The 16,681-nt window shown below is 40.3% G+C and carries 11 protein-coding genes; 2 read left to right on the top strand and 9 right to left on the bottom strand.

What is annotated here, in order from left to right; translation table 11 throughout:
- Positions 1-108: 108 nt before the first annotated feature.
- Both DWB64_RS09230 and DWB64_RS09235 read right to left on the bottom strand, forming a co-directional pair.
- A complete protein-coding gene (locus DWB64_RS09230; RefSeq protein ID WP_164980326.1) occupies positions 109-1,119 on the bottom strand; it encodes a LacI family DNA-binding transcriptional regulator in 1,011 nt (336 codons plus the stop codon).
- Positions 1,120-1,390: 271 nt separating this feature from the next.
- Positions 1,391-1,621: a hypothetical protein gene (locus DWB64_RS09235; protein ID WP_129487937.1), complete on the bottom strand. Its 231-nt coding sequence runs from the start codon at positions 1,619-1,621 to the stop codon at positions 1,391-1,393.
- Positions 1,622-1,893: 272 nt separating this feature from the next.
- On the opposite strand from DWB64_RS09235, the gene DWB64_RS09240 reads away from it, so the two are divergent.
- Positions 1,894-2,835, top strand: coding sequence for a radical SAM protein (locus tag DWB64_RS09240; protein WP_129487938.1), 942 nt, complete (start codon positions 1,894-1,896; stop codon positions 2,833-2,835).
- Here the strand turns inward: DWB64_RS09240 and DWB64_RS09245 are convergent.
- The 3 genes from DWB64_RS09245 to DWB64_RS09255 all read right to left on the bottom strand — a co-directional run bounded on the left by DWB64_RS09245 (position 2,832) and on the right by DWB64_RS09255 (position 8,184).
- Positions 2,832-3,614 carry a TIGR01458 family HAD-type hydrolase gene (locus tag DWB64_RS09245; protein ID WP_129487939.1) on the bottom strand — a complete coding sequence of 261 codons (783 nt, stop codon included), beginning with the start codon at positions 3,612-3,614 and terminating at the stop codon, positions 2,832-2,834. The two genes, DWB64_RS09240 and DWB64_RS09245, sit on opposite strands and share 4 nt — an antisense overlap.
- A gap of 210 nt (positions 3,615-3,824) precedes the next feature.
- Positions 3,825-7,286, bottom strand: a complete 3,462-nt coding sequence (locus tag DWB64_RS09250) for a hypothetical protein (RefSeq protein WP_129487940.1) — start codon at positions 7,284-7,286, stop codon at positions 3,825-3,827.
- A gap of 115 nt (positions 7,287-7,401) precedes the next feature.
- Positions 7,402-8,184 carry a TSUP family transporter gene (locus DWB64_RS09255; protein ID WP_243201568.1) on the bottom strand — a complete coding sequence of 261 codons (783 nt, stop codon included), beginning with the start codon at positions 8,182-8,184 and terminating at the stop codon, positions 7,402-7,404.
- Positions 8,185-8,433: 249 nt separating this feature from the next.
- On the opposite strand from DWB64_RS09255, the gene DWB64_RS09260 reads away from it, so the two are divergent.
- A complete protein-coding gene (locus DWB64_RS09260; protein ID WP_129487942.1) occupies positions 8,434-8,784 on the top strand; it encodes a hypothetical protein in 351 nt (116 codons plus the stop codon).
- Between the two features lie 95 nt (positions 8,785-8,879).
- Here DWB64_RS09260 and DWB64_RS19635 read toward each other — a convergent pair whose 3' ends face one another.
- From DWB64_RS19635 to DWB64_RS09280, 4 genes are all read right to left on the bottom strand, one after another.
- On the bottom strand, positions 8,880-9,080 hold the full coding sequence (locus tag DWB64_RS19635) for a DUF805 domain-containing protein (RefSeq protein WP_129487943.1): 201 nt from the start codon (positions 9,078-9,080) through the stop codon (positions 8,880-8,882).
- 30 nt (positions 9,081-9,110) lie between these two features.
- Positions 9,111-9,593 carry a GNAT family N-acetyltransferase gene (locus tag DWB64_RS09270; protein WP_129487944.1) on the bottom strand — a complete coding sequence of 161 codons (483 nt, stop codon included), beginning with the start codon at positions 9,591-9,593 and terminating at the stop codon, positions 9,111-9,113.
- A gap of 166 nt (positions 9,594-9,759) precedes the next feature.
- Positions 9,760-14,646, bottom strand: coding sequence for a DNA repair ATPase (locus DWB64_RS09275; protein ID WP_129487945.1), 4,887 nt, complete (start codon positions 14,644-14,646; stop codon positions 9,760-9,762).
- Between the two features lies 1 nt (position 14,647).
- Positions 14,648-16,672 carry a flotillin family protein gene (locus DWB64_RS09280; RefSeq protein ID WP_129487946.1) on the bottom strand — a complete coding sequence of 675 codons (2,025 nt, stop codon included), beginning with the start codon at positions 16,670-16,672 and terminating at the stop codon, positions 14,648-14,650.
- Positions 16,673-16,681 lie beyond the last annotated feature (9 nt).

A 16,681-nucleotide genomic window follows, 5' to 3' on the forward strand; every position in this document is an offset into this window, starting at 1 on the left:
GCTTTCCACTGCAAAGTCAGGTTTACCATTTGTCAATAGGAATGGATTATCAGACGTTTCATACGCCAAACAGCGATTTAATACTTATATCATGATAATATCCTTTTCTTAAAGTCTTGGTTGTTGACAAGTTTCACCTTTGATGAGTTCAACACTTACAGAAAGTCTAGTTACATCTGTCAGTTTAGATTCAACTAATTGAATACATTTTAGAGCTGCTTCCTTACCTAGTCTTACGGTATTTTGCTTCATCGTCGTAAGACGAGGATACATCATTTCACCTATTTCTAAGCCGTCAAACCCGGCCACAGAAACATCTTCTGGAACTCTGACTCCTAATCTTCTGAATGTGTTGATCGCCCATACTGCACAGTAATCATCAGGAAACATAACCGCTGTAGGCAAGTCTCCCCTACTGACTAGTTTTTCAACCGTGCTTATTGCAGCTTCTCTGTCGTTGAATCTTGACTCGATAATATTTTCTTCAAGAATTACCAAATCAGCATCTTTCATACTTCTCTTAAAGCCGTTTAATCGTTCAGTAGTGACATGAGACCTATGTCCGAAAGCATATGCGATATTTGTGTGACCAAGACTTATCAGATACGATGTCAACTCGTACATCCCGGCAAAATTCTCTGACATGATAGAACTGGTATGATCTGATAAATGATCAATGACGACTACTGGAATCTCACTTGCCATCAGTTCCTTAACCTGCTTGCTTTCAAAATCGATACAAGCGATTACGACGCCATCCGTCTTTCTTCGTCTACAATGTTCCAAATAAGACGTTTCCTCACCACCAAAATTCTTTGAAATGAAGGTAATGTCATAGCCTTTCTCTTCAGCTTGTTCCTTTACGGATTGCAAGATTGGAGCAAAATAGTAATGATTCAAACCGCTATGGTTCTCGTCTTCGAATAATACTCCAATATTCCAGGTTTTTTTTGTACTAAGTGCTCTAGCTTGGGAGTTTGGAGTAAAACCCATTTCTCTCGCCATTTTCAAAATTCGTTCTTTTGTGTTGATGTTTACATCAGGATAATTGTTAAGTGCCTTTGAAACGGTAGCGCTTGAACAACCGCATGCCTTTGCAATGTCGTATATTGTAATCATAAGGCACCTACCTCTCTTTCGAAACCGCTTTCGTAAAGCGGCTAAAAAAAAGGATAACATATGGACTATCACGCACCTTAAATACCGAAACCGCTTTCGACAATTAGATTATAGCACTACGTTTTCCTACTCGTCAAGACAAAATTTTACGCTTTCTTAACACAAGTTCTTACTAGTACGATCAAGTCGTTGATATGACATTTATACAGCTGTTGTGAACTTCATCGATAAATGAAATCGATTTCGTCAAACAATGAGATCAATTCATTTATCACCTCCTGTGCATTTCGAAAATGAAAGATGCATAATCATAAGTGATTTCAGTTACATTAAGAAACGCATTTGTCATATGCCATATTGACGTACCTTCGATTGGTTTCATCTGGTTGCGCTTGTAGTCGTAACCATGAGCGTTGCCTAGTACAACCACATTTTCAGTCTGTTCATTTCCTCTATAGATCAACGTCACATTCGAGTAGTTGGTATCGACCGGTTCAATCACCGGGTATCCAATTTTAAGAACTCAGTGACGAATTCGGCCTCAGATAACCTTCTATCTTTCAAATCACTCGTCAACTCCATCAGTCCATTTGACATTCTGTCCCATTTTTAAAGTTATACACTGGTTAAAATTTCTTTTAGATACAAATTTATTGTACAATAAATTGTACAAATGTTATCCTTGATGTATGCGATTTAGTATTTTTATTTATAAGTTTCAATCAGAACTACCAGATGAAGTATCAATGAAATTTCACATAGTAAGGAGAAACCATGCACGCTTTTAAAAACTTGAACAGAATTGAATTTATGGTTACCCATACCTGCTCAGGACAATGTAAACACTGTTCTGTATCAGATAGGCTTAAAACCACCATCGAAGATGTCGCTTCAATAGACCAGCTGACTAGCGCGCTTCGCGATGTGACAAAACACGCTGAAATCGAATCAGTGATGACTTTTGGCGGCGAGCCCCTTTTGAGACATGAAACGGTATGTGCAGTCCACCAAACCGCAAAGGAGCTTGGTATTAAAGACAGGCACCTGATCACAAACGGATTCTTTACAAAGGACAGAAGCACCATAAAGAAAGTCGCGCAAAATCTGGCAACTTGCGGTATCACTTCAATTTGCGTCTCTGTTGACGCATTCCATCAAGAAACGATACCAATTGAACTAGTGGAATACTTCATTCAGTCCTTACTTGAAGCTGACTTCAATAACATTCACCTGCACCCTGCCTGGGTGGTAAATAAAGAGCATGACAATCCTTATAACAAGGAGACGAAAAGACTTCTTCGGCAATTGGCTCCACTTCAAGTCAATGAATCGAATGGGAACACTATCACCCTAAAGGGTAACGCAAAAAAATACTTAAGTGATTACTATACACCGTCAGTGACTGACTTATCTGTCAAATGCGGTGAGATGAAGTATGCTAACTCGCTGGATGACGTGCGTTTTTTATCTATTCAGCCAAACGGGGATATTGAACTATGCAAAGCTTTTAAGATTGGCAACGTCCAGACTGAAACCGTGAAAGAAATGCTACTTACCTACAATCCGATGTCAAACGAAAACATTAGACTGATTACAGAACATGGCGTCCAAGGACTTGTAGAACATGCGAAACGCATGAATCTTACACCGAATTTTGATCCAAGTGATTCCATGTGCAGCATTTGCACTTCTTTACAGAAAACATTGTCGTGTTAACTTAACTCCCTTAAAAGAAATCTTAGATGCGTTACATCATCAATGATATAATCGGGTTTGTATACTGCATTCTCATTTGAAGCTTCACTGTACACGCCCGTTTTCACTTGTATGGCAATCGCATTGATTTTTTTTGCCCCAAATATATCTGTCGCAATGTCGTCTCCAATAACCATGGTTTTCTCAGGTAAGCTATTGGTACGTGCAAGCGCCATATTAAAATACTCGCTTGCCGGTTTACCCATAAGCTTCGCCTTTTTATTACACGCGGTCTCGAACATACTTACAAAAGCACCGGTGTTGATGCTGTCCCCATCTCTGTCGATATACCATAGGGTATTCGATAGTGAGATTATCTCAGCACCATTTTTTATCAGTCTAAACGCCTTGTTGATCACATCGTAGTTCATCTTATCGTTAAAATCGCCAATCACCACATAATCAGGAGTTTGATCATCTCTAATCGCACCTTCAAAATCGGCAAGCACGTCGTCATGAACTAAAAAGTGATATCTTTTCTCAGGCTCCATAGCAATCATTTGCTTCACTGCCGATACCGGTGTAAAAAGTTCATCCTCTTGAATATCAATCCCCAGCCTTGTTACCCGTTTATGTACATCACCAATACTTCTACCATCCGTGTTAGTGATAAAATTCAAGTGATATCCTTCTTCTCTTAAGTTACTGATAAGTTCTGCAACACCTTTGACCATCACACCTTTTTCATATAGTGTCCCGTTCAAATCAAAAATAAGTGTATCAATATTTTTAAACTTCATTGTTCCTCCTATAGCTCATCGTCTAGACTACTTTAACTATGCTGTAAAAGTCAGGTCGCTATTTATTTTCAACTACTACTAGTTTACTAAAACAAAATCGATATTTCACAGTTTTAAGTTAAATATAATAAAAAAGCGATATCACTTACGAGTGATATCGCCATTCCATTTAATCCTGATAAGCTGCATCAAGAAGAAAGTCACTTACTACTACTTCAGTTTGCTGCTATCAACACTAACTTCAATTCTATCAATCTGATGATTGCGCATGAAAATTCGTTGACTGATTGACTTATTAAGCATGTTGGTAGCTTCGAACTCACCTGATGTTCCATCGTTGTAATAGACTGTAATCTTGCGCTCAAGAGCAAACTTGTAAACAACCGGAACCGCACAGAACGTAAAGGCTAAGGAACCAGGCTCAAGTTGTATTGCCGTTTTTTGCGTCTTGTCACCTTTTGAAGGTAGAGTCCATAGGCTCGCATCTTTAAGAAACTCAGACTTAGGAAGTAGTACTGGATCAAAAATAAGACAACCGCTTTTAACCTTGACGCCTAGTTCTCCGAACCGTGCGATGAAATCTTCCTTAACCTGCCCAGTCATTCCTGGTTGCTGCACTCCTGCAAAACCTGGAGTGTGAGAATAAGGATCTGTTGGGAACGCACCATAGTCTTCCGGCGACTTCTCTAGTCCGATTCCCGCTTTTATGTCTTCATAATAATGCATTAGCTCTTTTGTCTCATGACTCATTCCACTCGTTGTGTACGCGTCAAAAAAGTTTTCCTGAGTGATCAAGGCTAATTTGGAAACCATATGCCAGTAGATGCATCCAAGGCCTTCATACTTGTAAAAAGTGCCCGAACGTCCTGTGAATGCGTGATGGTTGAACAGTCTAGTAAAGATTTCTCCAACCGCTTCTATATCCGAAACCTCATAATCATTTGATCTTTCAATCGCTTCAACCAACTCATCGCTGTTTCTGAATTGTCCATTAAAATGATAGTTTCCATGAATATCTTTTTCAATAAATCTTGTCCGTCCAGCGTCGATTTCGGTTTTAAGTACTACTGAAGACATCACCTCAGCTGCTGGCACGATATTCTTTTCTAAAAATTTTGGTAGCTCGCGGTTTGGATAAAGCATATAGCTGTTCTGATCCTCGCGGTAAATACTGCTGCTTCTTAGTGCCTTTAAGACGCTTACAGCCTCTTTACTGTCAAGCGCCTTAGAACTGAGCACGGCGACCTGACCTTCTAGCATTTCATATAAATTAGAAACAGAACACGTATCACCGTCGAAGTGAATCAGGTTGTAAGAGTGATATAGACCATCTTCACGTTTATTCTTATTGATTGAATCCTTTAAGTGATCTGATGAAACCTCAATAAACGCCTTTAGCGATTCAGTCGGCAATGCTTTTTTTATACCTGTAAAACCATTGTCGTAGATCGAATTTCTATACGTCTGACCGATCTCACCAAGTGACTTGACTACTGCAAATCGATTCTCGTTTGAAATGTTCTGACCTAGTAACTGCCTATTCTCTTCAAGTACAGTCAAGGTATCGTTAAACATGTCAAGTACTTCTATAGAAACTTCAATTTCCTGTTCGGTGATTCCTTCTACAAGATCGCGCATATATGCCAAGAACCGATGTAAGTAACCTAAAGTGACCATAGAGAGCCCATTACCGACAAGAGCGTTGTTCGCATCATTCCACTCAGGTCGCTGCGTATTCATCCAAATGCCACCTTCCGGTACATAGTTTGAAAATTTAGACAACATTGTTACCAGTAGCTTTTCCATCAGGTTCACCTTATAAGTCTCATCCCCCTGATATATCAGTTTTCCGTCTGATCCCACTACTTTTGTTTTATCATCAATACGTCTTCCTAGCTCGTCATCAAAGTCGATGCTGTTCCTTGGGTCTTTGACTAAAGATTTAAAATCTCTTATTCTATATGGCACATTCGCATAGACGAAAACATTTTTATGAAGAAGCTCTTTTAACTTGCTGGAATCATAATCATTGGAGAGTTCCAAAAGTTTAAGCAAGTAGATGATCTGATGGTCGCCCCAATAACCTATATTGGACCATGGATCTTGCGGATCGTGCACCTCCCAATCAATTCCTTCTTTTGTGATTCTGTAAGGATTGTATCCATCCGCCGTCGAAGCATTTAGAAATTTGGCGATGATACTTTCAATATACCCAGGGTATGAAATAGACAGCGCTTCCCAGTTTTGAAAAATATCACGCCAGTTTCCTTCAAATTTAAGTTTTTTACTTCCATCATCCTTGAATAGATCAATATTGAATTTATTCCACGGACGACTTGGGTCTCCGTGTCTTCTGCTATAGGTAAGCGGTAAGTATTCGTACACCAGTCGTTCAAAATCTGGGCTGTTAAGTTCTTTTACCAGTGCCAACAACTCATGATACTCAATCGTCTCAGGTAACTGCTTTAAAACGTTAAGATGCATATCATAGACCGACTTGTTCCAACCTTCGATGAACTCGTTAAAATCATCTGTATCGATTTTATATTCATCGGCGTAAATACCACCTCTCATGATATTGTAAAGGGTGTTCGAAAAATGACGGTAGCCCGCCTTCTCATTTGCAGTATGCTGAAAGCCGTCAGCTTCAAATACGAGCCTTCTTAACTTGTTATCACCCTTTAAAACGTCAGCACTTAACTCTTGAATTATCATTTGATTCACTTTTAACGAATTTATGAGGCTCTCTACGGATGCGGCACTTTGGTTTAGCTCTGCAACAATCACCCATTCTCTTTTTTCGTTGCCGCTTAGTTCAAGGGTATCATGAACATAATAGGCGCCTCGTCTCCCTTTGACATCGTACTCCGTTTCAATGGAATTCCCCTTTGTAAACACAGCTAGCTGCTGTTCTGATAAAAGATAAGTCGGATTATCAAAGCCTTTTGACCAAACCGTCGTGGCTTTGAGCGACTCACTTGGTTCAGCCTTATCAGAAAGGATTGAGCTTAATGTGTATATTCCAAGACCTGTATCCGCATGTAGTTCACATCGTTTGTATCCGTCGACAAGCGTGCTTTTTGTGGTTTGCATCAGTGTATCTACACCATACGGAAGTATATTTCTAATTCCATCTAAAACCTTGACCTTTATAACTGATTCAGAAAGATTGATAAGTTCAGATGCTTTTACAAATCCGAAAGTGTCGGAACTTTTCCATGTATAGCTAAAGCTCACATTCAAGTCATGATTGATTTCTTCAAAGATGATTTTATTACCTATCGCATTTTTGTAGAGATTACGCGAAATGACATAGACATCCGCATGTTGAGTAGAAAATGGCTTCCACAAAAACCGTTTCTCTTCTTTTTCGACGATCAAGACGGTATCAGAACCAGAAGTCTCAATGCTGTCATGTATCTTATCGTCCGTATAATATGGAAACAGCGCTGAATCGGCATTCTTACGTCCGCAAGTCACACCACCCGTGCTTGATATATACATCCAGTGGTCTACATCGCTGACTACAGACATAAAAAAGGGATCCATCTGATTAAAATTCTCAATCTTGAAGAAAGTCTCATCGGATCTTCTTATCGTTTCAAGCGAAATCGATTTCGTAAATGGGTTTAAAAGATTGCTGCCAAAATACAAATCTTGTTCATTGCTCATTTTCATGTTCCTTTCCCTATTTAAAATAACCTTTGTTTGTTATGTTGCACTACAATATTTTTTCTCATTGTATAATATCCATGCTAAAAATACAATAAGGCTATCAACGATCACATTAGAGATGAAGTAGCGAATACTCAAAATTCATAGTACTTAAAAGATCAAAAACCATTTTCACCACTAAGATTAAAGATACCACAACAAATACCGGTTTAATAAACTTTGAGCCCTTTTTAAGTGCGAGTTTAGCTCCTACCTGACCACCCAACATCATCGAAAAGGCCATGGGTATTCCATAGGCATACATGACTTCCCCGTTGATTAGAAAAAGGATAAGCGCAGTTGCGTTTCCAGTCAGATTTAACATCTTGGCATTCGCAGACGCTTTTTTAAAATCAAATCCATAGATCGCAATAAGAGCAAAGATCAGAAATGATCCTGTACCTGGACCAAAAAAACCATTGTAGAATCCGATACCAAGCGCCATAAACATACCAAGTAAAATCGTTCTTTTTGTCAGGTTCTCAAACGTGCTCTTAAGTCCTAGTTCTTTGTGAAGCAGTGTATATAGTCCGATAGCAAGTACGAGTATGATAATAAGAATTCTAAGGAACTCAGGATCCACCCTAAGTACCACCCACACTCCTACGGCTGACCCGATCAGTGAAAAGGGTAATAAATACTTCATCAGTCTAGTATTCACTTCACCGCTTCTGAAAAACTCGATTGTAGAAGAGATCGTACCTAATGAAGATGCGAACTTATTGGTCCCAAGTGCCAGATAAGTTGGCATACCTGTAGCCAGAAGTGCCGGTATAGTGATCAATCCGCCACCTCCAACGATAGCGTCTACGAGCGCACCAAAAAATCCTGCCAAGCAAATAATAAATAATGTCAAAATAGCCTCCTTGTTCAGTCATCCTATTCTAGCATTTAAATCGGGTGGATAACAACAAGTATTCAAAGTGAAAGAAGTGGGAACTCTGTCCTGACTATTAGGGACTATTGTCACCAAACGGCTTCAATCGCTTGCACGGTGACAAGACAAGGGCATATAATGTTAAAATAATATAATTGCAACCAGTGTAATTAACCGTTGAGCTGGCGATTGAAGGATAAACCGTAGTATGGATAAGGAGGTGCTGCTATGAAATTCAAATATGTTTCGATCGTCTTGATCATCCTCCTTATTGGATTGATGGTTTCCTTAGATTATGCAGATCAATACAAGCGTAGACAAATGACTGTAAAAATAGAAGGTCTTGTTGTTGAAGTGATGGAAAAAGAAGCAGCACTCATGGACAGCTCCCTTAACCTACTCAATAAGACAAGTGAAAAACTTGAAGAAGAAATTGCAGACCTTAACTCAAAAATCAACAAGCTATCAAAGGAAATTGAAGTTTTCAAAGCACGTGAACTTCGGGCGTTTACAAGCAAAGCCATGAGTAATTTTTCTGAACTGATCAAAGATATCAAACACATGATTGGTGGTAGATAAAAGTAGTCATAAGAACCGGTTATAATTTCTATAATAAAAGCACCTTGATTGGGTCAAGGTGCTTTTTGATATTCATTTAGTTTTACTAGCTCTGTCTATGCCGCTTTCGGATCTGAACCGAAGGTATTCCCACCAAGCGTGCCTTCTGTAACCATTAAGATGAAGAACCAGATTTGTCCGATAAGTGGTATCCATGAAATGAGAATCCACCAAGCCGACTTGTTGATATCGTGTAATCTTCTGAACGTCAATGCAAAACTTGGAATAACAACAATCAACGCATATAGATAATACAACGCTGCGAAGTTGAAATACCACTAATTTTTCTATATTTTTTTTTCATATCTTGCAAACTCATAGTGGTCTTCCAGTATGAACTTATCATAGAGTTCAAAACCGTTGTGTTCATATATGCTTCTAAGAAAGACGTTTCCCCACGCTGTATCAAGACGCAACTTATCCACTTTTCGTTTTTTGCATTCATCCACGGCATAATTGATCAGATGTCCGGTTAAGCCTTGACCTGAAAAACTTCTTCTCACGCTCATATGGTGTAGATAACCTGCATCATTTTTATCAAATTCCGGCCAAAACTGATGATCTTCCCACTGCATGATCATCGCAGCTGCATCTTCGCCATCGACCGTGATCAAGTAAAACTCATCTTCAGAATAATAGTTCAATAAATTTTCACGATTCAACTCTTGTTCGTTCCATATATTTCTGCCGATATTTTTTCCCCAGTGAGCGACTTCTTTCATGATTGCGATCGATCGGTCTACTTCACCAACATGTAGTTCTATTGTCATAGGTACCCCTCCTTAACTGTCTTATCCACTACAACGAAGTATTTCCCTATGTTATATGTATACCTTGCTCGTGCTCTTTTAATCATTACCCTCACTAGTCAATTAGAGGAATAAGCAAAAGCGACGTCACTTTTTATGAGACGCCGCTTTCATAACCTTTTACTTTTTAACTTTCATTCACAGCAACTTCGAATACGTCTTTGATCTTACATAAGCTATCTCGAAGATCGCTCAGTACAACTACCGCTTGACCCATTTTATCATCACTTCCAGCCAATTTACTCTTTTGGTAGACTTGCTTGATCTCTGAATATCTGGCTGATTCATGTTCATTCATATGGCCTGTGATTTCTTTCCATTTCAGAAGGTTGGATTCAGCTCCAGTAGTCAGTGTTTGGCAATCATTTTCATAGCTTGCTATGATTTGTTCTGTCAACTCAGTATCATTCATCACAGATACGACGCGTTGAGCGATCTTGTTCATGTTTCTGTAAGACCCTTGAAGCTTAAACGGCGGCTCATTTCTGTATTCGTCAGACTGAGCTGCAGAATGGATATACTCCATATTGACTCTTAAAACAATGTCTCTGACATGACTTAACTTGGTAATCACTTGAGTGTACTCATTAAGTTCATCGGCCGTATAACTACTTTCCAATGTGATCGACTCCCTATCGACGCCGTTTGCCATCTGCACAAGACCGTATAAGTCAGACTGGCTTCGACTTGAAAGCTTTGATAAGACAGGGTTAGACGTCAAGCTGTTCTCAATGTAACTAAGCTTGAAGGCTTCCTCATTCTCACGTAGCATGTCCCCTAGGTTATAAACATCAGCCCTATTGGCAAGCATATCCGGTATTTTAAACTTGGCGCCACTTTCAGTATAAGGATTACCGGCCATGACAACCGCTATTTTCTTACCTCTCAAATCGTATGTCTGACCGACTCCATTGTAGACACCTTCAATCTTACGCTGCCCGTCGCAAAGGGAGATAAATTTTTGCAAGAACTCAGGGTCGCAGTGTTGAATATCATCAAGATACAACATCACATTGTTCCCCATTTTAAGCGCTAGATTCAACTTTCTCAGTTCTTCCTTGGCACTCGAATGTGAAGCCTTGTCAGGATCAAGCGAAGTGATTTCGTTTCCAAGGGAAGGACCATTGATCTTTACAAGAATTATGCCTAATCTGCTGGCGATATATTCCATCAGTGTCGTCTTACCATAACCAGGCGGCGATACTAAAAGTAGTAATCCCATAAGATCCGTTCGCTTATCATCACCCACTACACCCATTTGCTTAGCAAGATTCTCTCCTACTAAGGGTAGATACACCTTGTCGATCAGTCTATTTCTGACAAACGATGTCAGCACATTGGGTTTAAAGTCGTCAAGACGAAGTACCTCTTTGAAGTTTTTGATCAACTCACTTTTAAGTGCGTTGAACTTCAGATAATCATCTACCACTTCTTCGCTGAATAAACGCATTTTTGACATGAACTTTGTATAGCTAAGTTCGTAAGTTCCATCTGCGATTACGCCGTGCGAGCCTACAAGACCTTCAATAACCGTTTTAGTCGGTACTTGTATGACACCGCTCATGTTCACATCTTCTTCAAGGAGCAGAACGACCACTTCGTTCAATATGCCTGGCCAATCCTCAGCCTCAATATCCATAGGTGTCTTAAGGCTAGCCGTCTGCTCGTTCCAGTATGCCAAGACCCATTCCTTAACTAGGAAGAATTGTCCTTCCAGATCGGCTTTACTTGCCTTTAAAGACGCTTCAAAGCTTTCCAGCGCATGATTATCTCTAATAAACGCTTTAAATCCATCATAGACTTGTTTTGCTTCTAGACTTATCACAAAGGATGTCCCTTGCATTAACTCCTTGCACAAGTATTCCGATGAGGCTTCGATACTCACCTTGTCATAAAAACCAAGGGTGTCAAACGCCTTTTCCAGGTTTTCTACAACTAAGGGAAGATAGTTATCCAGACTTGGCGCTGATTTGAAAAATGTGCCTACTTTAGTCAAGTGATTCAACCGCGTACTTAACAACGTCTTCGTCTGCTCATCTACAAGACGACTCCAGAATAACCTCGCCATTGATCTTACATCGCTTTGATAAGTCAACAGGTTGATATGGTGATGAAGATGAAGTAGCGCGCTTAATATCTTTGTCGCATCCTCATCATGCACCCCTTTTGTATACCCTTCCTGATACCTTGTCTCCATAAACGTCCTGACACGGTCTAAAAGTTGTGAATCCGACATATCGTATAACGTCTGTAAACTTTCAATTTGTAGATTCCTTGATGCTTCAAAAGCAGTATATGCCAGATACTCTCCCCTATAGACATCAGCATTTTCAGAAACGAGTGTCTGTTCAAATACATGCTGATACCCGCTCAATTCACGGTGGACCACCCTATCCCAAAAATCAGTTCCTGTGATGTGGTAGTAAAGCTGATTATCCTTTTGAACAATGGATAGGTCAATCGCCTTTCTGTTCACAGAAAAATGATGGTTGCCAAATTTGATGACATCCTGTCCATTCAGGTAGAGGTCTTGCTTGTCTTTCAACTGACGTATGGCATTTTCTTTGAGTGATTTGAGCTTGGCACTTACTTCATCCGCTTTGACGCTGTCTCCAAGTGACCTTAGTTCAGAAATGATATCTCTGACTTTTTCGGCCATGATATCAGATGCAAGATAACCGTTGATCATTTCAATCGTATCAAGGCCCATCAAACGATTTTGAATACCACCGATGATACGCTGTGAAGAATCGAAAAGTGCGACCAACCGCTTATTAAGCTTATCTAGTAGCGTCTGCTTTCTCGATTCGAATGCGCTGTAGATCTCTTCTCTTTTTTCATCAAGCTTTATAAGATACTCTTCAAACTCAGAAAACTTACCTTCAAGCTCCTGAAGCTGTACCATCACCTTATTCAGGTAATTGTCACACTTGTCTTCTGTATCAGCTATTTCAAGATAGTTCAAAACAGCCTGACCAAGCAGCTTCATTTGAGCGTTAAACTGAATCGTCATCTCGGTTTTTGTGAAGGTTTCGATTCTGACTTTCAGTTTGGCTTTCGCATTATTCATCAAGGAGAAGAGAGCAGAAATCTTTTCGATAAGTTCTGTTGTCACTGTCGGGTCTTCGATTTTAAAATTGCTTACTATTTCCATCAACAACTCTAAATCGGTGGACGTCTTGTCCATTTTTACAGCAAGTTCATTTCCCTCTAGCGACTTTTCGACCGATTCGATCGAACTATGCAACTCATCTACAACCATCTCATACGGCTTCAGGCCGTCTGGGCTTACGATGAACGCGACACATTTTTCAGAAAATGCGTCATTTTTTTCTTTGACGCGATCCTCTAATTTCTGAACCACGTCAAGGTCTGTATACATCAGATCTCTCAACGAGACTATTTCACCGCGTATGTTTCTGATTTCGCCAAGTACATCGACGTATTCATTGATGTTCTCAAAGGTTCCATATTCAATCTTTTTAAGCAGCTCCTCCGTTGTCTTTCCAACTAGTTCGATTTGCTTCTTTGCTACTTCCTTCATTCGAATGACTTTTTCGAATTCTCCAATTGCAAAAGTGGATGTCTCTTTGATCTCCTTAAGCACCTGAGCAAGATTGAAAGCCTCATCCTTATCCACCCAAAAGTAGGAATCCAAAATGTTTTGAGTTTCCTTTACAATATCAAGGTACACGCTTTGATAGCTGTCCCCCTTTTGTACAAGTTTTCCGACACCTCTGCAGGCCGCTATACAGTCAACGACATCCTTATTGCCTATCTTGTAGAGTACCGAATCCCTATTCCCCTGAGCAACATGATTCTTGCCGACATAAGGTGTCTGCCATACTTGAAGTGAATGGTTTTTTCTGGGTTCATTCTCATGTCTGAATACGATCATCTCACCACTATTAAAATGTGAATAGCCACTACAGACGATAGGCATTTCTATTGTCTGCTCAATCATATTATACGAGTACATCAGATAGGTACCGCTATCCATATTATAAAAGATATACTGATAGTCCTCGCCGTTTGTAGAACTGATAATCTGATCAAACACCGCATTTTCTAGGGGCACGTCAAAGAGCTTATATTCCCCACTTCTCAAGTAATACCCTTGAGGAAAGATCAAGCCATGTCCTCCTGGCAAAAGCTTGCACGTATGTTCCATTGAATCAACTCGAACCACATTCTTCAACTTGTTGTTGAAGACAAAGTAACGGTAGGCTTTTTCCTTATAGGGAAGAATCTTAAGCAGGATCAGCTGATCCAAGTCCACATAGTAGATCTCGGCATCGTCAAGGTTTTGGTCCTTATCCTCAACAACCTCAGAATAGATACCTTTTCCCGTTTCGGTATTGTCCTCAACCTTAATCGTAAGGTCTCCACCTATAGTTTCGACAAATACCTTATCCAGAATGGAAACATGGGGGTGGATACCTGTTCTTTGCTGGTCTCTTGTCGCCCTCTGAAAGTCGAAATCATTGCCTAGGTTGAACTTTACTTCGTGCTCGCTTCTGTTATCGACATAAATCAAACGACGACCTTCGATCAGCCACTTGAACACTTTAATATCCGTCGCAGCTTTTCCGGTCTGAAAGACCATGTAAAAGTAAGGTTCAGAGATTGTGAACTTGGCAAAGAAGGTGTTCTTGTAGTACTGATACAGATCATCAAAATCCTTTTTGAAAAGGTCATCGTTGATCAGTTCGAGGGATTCCTTTATGAATCCCTCTTCACCATACTTGTAAATTGAGAAAACATCCTCAAGTTCAACCTTTTGCTTCAAGCCGATATGAACGTTGTATCCAAAAAGGAAGCAATCGTCCACAGGTGCCATATCACGAGGGATGCAGTTGTTCTCTGTAAGAATCCTCTCACTGGCAAGTAGTTTTGTATCAACGGACCCAAAAACATCTTTTCTAGTAGCATTCAATTTCTCCGCTCTTGTTTTTAAGTCGACACCTTGTTTTTCCAGACGACTCTTAATTACCTCATAAGTCCCTGAATCCATATTATGCTCCAATTACATTTTCAATTAGATTGGCTGGTAGATTTGCAACACCCGCCTTGTTTACAGTATCAAGTAGCTTAGTCAACATCGCATGGTCGTTTCCTTCTGCAGTCTTCATCATTTTTCCTATAGCACCCGAAATGGTGATGTTCATCAGGTCTTGAGAAGATAAGTTGAATCTTCCTACCATCGTTTTAAGCTGCTGCTGGAAGTAGTCCGCGTCTCCTGTGATGAGGGTCTCTTTGATATCCTTTAGCACTTCACTGTTGTTTACAACACGGTCAACCGCCTTACCTTGCGCGATCGAACCGATAATTTTGTCAAAGAACATCGTTTCTCCACCGACAATATCGATCTTAGCTGATTTAAGCGCTTCTCTGATAACAGACGCTTGAGCATCTGCAATATCCTTTTGAATGGTGATTTGAGCAAGTTCGATCTGTTTTTCCTTATCAAGCTTGAGTTTGAACTCTTCATGATCTCTGCCTACAGCATCAAGTAATTTCATGCTATTGGCCTTTTCCTTGATACCTTCAGCTTCTGAAAGGTACATTCTCTTAAGGTTTGCAGCTTCGACAGTACCGTCTTTCTCTTTTACTTCTACTTTGGCGGTTTCGCCTTTGGCTTCTGCAAGTGCTTTCGCTTCAATCACTTTCGATGCGGCAATACCTTCGACAGAACCTTCCAGCACTCTGGCATCAACAATCACCTTGATCGCTTCCGCTTCTTTATGAGCGGCTTTCAGATTTGCATCTGCGTCGATAATTGTCTTTTCGGCTTCTTTTTCAGCAGCCATCTTGGCGGCTTCCGCACCTTTAACAACAAGAATTTGCTTTGTTTCCGCCTCTTCTTCTGCTTTTCTGAGCGCTACATTTTTTGTACGGTTTGCATCCGCAAGCGCACGCGTGTCTTTGATTTTTTCTTCTTCCACCACGGTATCTTTTTCGACAGTCACTCTTTCTCTAATTACCGTCTGTATATTCTTCTTCTCAACTTCTACTAGCTTTTCCTTATCGATGATAGCAAGCTCGACAAGCTTTTCCTTTTCAGTTCTCTCAAGCAGTCTTTTTCTTTCTACACGTTCAGTTTCGATGGCTTCTGTGCTTTCCTTGGACTTTGCCGCAATGATGATCTGTCTTTGCTTGTTCTCCTCGGCTACACCAATCTCTTCTTCTGTCTTCACTCTGGCAAGCTCAGACTTATAGCGTTCTTCTTGAGCGACCTTTTCAGCTTCGGCGATTTCACGTGAATTGATGATCGAAATCTCTCTAAGCTGTTTGGCTTCGGCTTCGGCGTTTTGCTTTTCAAGTTCTAAAATAGCTTCTCTTGCCGATACGTCTTGTCGCTTGATTGTCTTTTCGCGTTCTCTTTCAATCTCGTTGGCCAATATTCTTTGAGTTGAAGTCAGTTCTGTGATCTTCTTGATCCCCTCAGAATCCAAAATGTTGTCAGGATTCAACAAGCGAATGTCGGTTTGCTCCAGATAATCGATCGCGGCATCATCCAACACATAACCGTTTAAGTCCGTGCCGATGATCTGCAGGATTTCACTCTTAAAAGTCTCACGGTCCGTATATAACTGAACAAAATCAAACTTTTTGCCTACAGTCTTAAGCGCTTCAGAGAATTTTGCATCAAAGAAGGCCATTAGGGTTTCCGGATCGGATGCTTTTTGACAACCCAGCAGCTGTGCGACTTTTAAAACGTCATCTGTCGTCTGATTGACACGAACGAAGAATGCGACACGGATATCCGCCCTTAAGTTGTCTTTACAGATCAAGCCGTCCTTGCCTTCTCTAGCGATTTCGACACGTTTGATCGAAATATCCATCTCCTCTTTGCGGTGGATGATGGGTACTACCATGATGCCGCCAAAGCAGACAACCTGATTGCCGATACCGTTTCTAATGATTACCTTCGACTGCTCCACCTTGTGATAGAAACTGGCAAATAAGGCCAGTAGTCCAACCACAATGACGATTGATGCTCCTACCGTGACAAGGGTTCCTTGTAATAAAACATTCATATAGTATTC

The organism is Fusibacter sp. A1 (genome assembly GCF_004125825.1).
Lineage (GTDB): Bacteria > Bacillota > Clostridia > Peptostreptococcales > Acidaminobacteraceae > QQWI01.